A 2,838-nucleotide genomic window follows, 5' to 3' on the forward strand; every position below is an offset into this window, starting at 1 on the left:
AGCGGATCGACGCCGGTGGTGGGCTCGTCCAGGATCAGCAGGTCCGGGTCGTGGATGAGCGCACAGCACAGGCCGAGCTTTTGCTTCATGCCGCCGGACAGCTTGCCGGCCGGCCGGTCGAGAAACGCAAACAGCCCGGTGGCGCGCGTCAGCATCTCGATGCGCCGCGCCCGCTCGTCGCCGTCGTGGCCGAACAGGCGGGCGAAGAAGTCGAGGTTCTCGGCGATCGACAGCGTCGGGTAGAGGTTCTTGCCCAGACCCTGCGGCATGTAGGCGATGCGCGGCAGGATGCGCCGGCGCTGGCGGGCGTCTGCAAGGTCCACGCCGAACACCTCGACTCGGCCTTGCTGGATGGCGCGCGCGCCGGACACCAGCGCCAGCAGGCTCGACTTGCCAACGCCGTCCGGGCCGATCAGGCCGACCATGCCGCCGGCCGGCAGGTCGAGCGTCACGTCCGTGAGTGCGGCGACTTTGCCGTAGCGCAGGCCGACGCCCTGCAGGCGCGCGACCGGCGCGCGTGATGACGGCACGCTGGCGGGGTGCGGCTCGCTCATGGCGGCAGCTTGACCTGCAGCGTATTCGGCCAGGCGGCGTTGTGGTCGACGCGCACGTAGGCCATGCCCGGCAGGCCGGTCTTGACCTGCTTGAGGTGCTTTTGCAGCAGCTCGGGGTCGATGTTGGCCTTGATGCGGAACATGAGCTTCTGGCGCTCTTCGGCGGTCTCGACGGTCTTGGGCGTGAACTGCGCCACGTCGGCGACGAACGACACCCGCGCCGGCACCACGTACTGCGGGGCGGCGTCCAGCACCAGGCGAACCTCGTCGCCCAGCGCCACCCGCCCGGCCTGCGCCGTGGGCAGGAAGAACGTCATGTACACGTCGGCCAGATCGACCAGGTTCAGCACCACCCCGCCGGCCGGCAGCACCTCGCCGGGCTCGGCCACGCGATACTGCACGCGCCCGTCGCGCGGCGAGCGCAAGAGGCTGTCGTCGATGTCGGCCTGGATGCGTTCGATCGAGGCTTGGGCCGCCTCGACCGCCGCGCGGGCGTCGATGACCTGCACGCGGGCGGTGCCGAGCGCTGCCTCGGCCGCTGCCACCTGCGAACGCGCCGCCGCCACTGCCGCCACCGCCGCCTCGAAGCGCGCCTGCTGGTCGTCGAGCTCCTGCTCGGAGATGGCCAGACGCGCGCTCAGCTCGCGCGAGCGGGCGAGGTGTTTTTGCGCCGCCACGCGTTCGGCTTCGTTTTGCGCCACCCGTGCCTCGGCGGCGCGTTTTTCGGCCTCGCGCTGGCGCACCAGGCTCTCGGCGGTGTCGACACTGATCCGGGCCCGCTCCAGCTGCGCCACCGCCTCGGCGCGCTGCGCCTCGAGCACCGCCGTGTCCATCCGCGCCAGCTCGGCGCCGGCGCGCACGAAATCGCCCTCGTCGGCCAGGATTTCCTTGACGCGGCCCGGGATCTTGGCGGCGACGTCGATCTCGGTCGCCTCGATGCGCCCGTTGCCGCTGGCGATGCCGTCCAGCTGGTGGTTGCGCTCGATCAGGTACCACCAGCCGGCATACGCCAGCGCGGCGGCGACGATGATGGCGCCGAGTACCATTCCGGCGCGTTTCCAGCGCTGGCGGTTTTCAGTCGTCACGCTGCCTCCTGTGGTCGGCCAGCAGGCCGGGCGGGGACCGCTGAAAAATCCGCGAACGGGTTTTCAGCCGTTTCAAGTTTGACTACGAACCGAGCGGCGTCGCCATGGCTGCGATCAAAAACCCAGTTTGCCGCAGGTCCGTGCCGCCGGCCACGACGCCGGTTCGTCTCGACGCCCGCGGCCGGCGTACTTACCATTTCGCAGGCCGTCCGCCGTTCGGACGACGTCCGAATCCAGCAGGGGAAACCATGTCCGACGAGAAGATCTATCCGGTACCGGCCGATTTTGCCGCCCGCGCCCACATCAAGGCGGCCGACTACCAGGCGATGTACGCGCGCTCATTGGCCGATCGCGACGGCTTCTGGGCCGAGCAGGCCGAGCGCTTCGTCACCTGGTTCGAGCCCTGGCAGCGGGTGTGCGACGAGGACCTGGCGCGCGGCCACATCCGCTGGTTCGAGGGCGGCAAGCTGAACGCGGCCTACAACTGCCTGGACCGGCATCTCGAAAGCCGCGGCGGGCAGACGGCGCTGATCTGGGAGGGCGACGATCCGGCCTTCTCGCGCCACGTGACTTACCGCGAGCTGCACGACGAGGTCTGCCGCCTGGCCAATGTGCTGAAGCACCGCGGCGTCAAAAAAGGCGACCGGGTGTGCATCTACATGCCGATGATCCCGGCCGCGGTGGCCGCCATGCTGGCCTGTGCGCGCATCGGCGCGGTGCATTCGGTGGTGTTCGGCGGCTTCTCGCCGGAGTCGATCAAAAGCCGCATCCTCGATTCCGACTGCCGGGTGGTGATCACCGCCGACCAGGGCCTGCGCGGCGGCAAGCCGATTCCGCTGAAGGCCAACGTCGACCAGGCGCTCGAAGGCTGCCCGGGCGTGCACACGGTGCTGGTGTACCGCCACACCGGCGCCGAGATTGGCTGGCAGGACGGCCGCGACGCCTGGTACCAGGAGCAGCTCGCGGCGGCCAGCGCCGACTGCCCGGCCGAGCCGATGGACGCCGAGGACCCGCTGTTCATCCTCTATACCTCGGGTTCGACCGGCAAGCCCAAGGGCGTGCTGCACACCACCGGCGGCTACCTCACCTACGTGGCGATGACGCACAAGTACGTGTTCGACTACCACGACGGCGACGTGTACTGGTGCACGGCGGACGTCGGCTGGGTGACCGGAGATCGGAAGAGCGTCGTGTAGGGG

General features: G+C 69.7%; 2 protein-coding genes and 1 pseudogene. 1 reads left to right on the plus strand and 2 read right to left on the minus strand.

The genetic code is table 11. The annotated features are described in order from the left end of the window. Window positions 1-554 (minus strand): ATP-binding cassette domain-containing protein (locus PHC73_RS13360; RefSeq protein WP_300129242.1); only part of this gene is annotated, 554 nt, incomplete at its 3' end. Then, complete coding sequence (locus PHC73_RS13365) at window positions 551-1,600, minus strand: HlyD family efflux transporter periplasmic adaptor subunit (RefSeq protein WP_300129246.1); 1,050 nt, start codon at window positions 1,598-1,600, stop codon at window positions 551-553. The genes PHC73_RS13365 and PHC73_RS13360, both read right to left, overlap by 4 nt. Window positions 1,601-1,887: 287 nt before the next feature. Between PHC73_RS13365 and PHC73_RS13370 the strand changes: the two are divergent. Continuing rightward, window positions 1,888-2,814, plus strand: a pseudogene (locus PHC73_RS13370) (AMP-binding protein); the annotation flags it as partial. Window positions 2,815-2,838: the final 24 nt, after the last annotated feature.

The sequence above is a fragment of the Immundisolibacter sp. genome, assembly GCF_028696615.1.
In the GTDB taxonomy this organism is placed as follows: Bacteria; Pseudomonadota; Gammaproteobacteria; order Immundisolibacterales; family Immundisolibacteraceae; genus Immundisolibacter.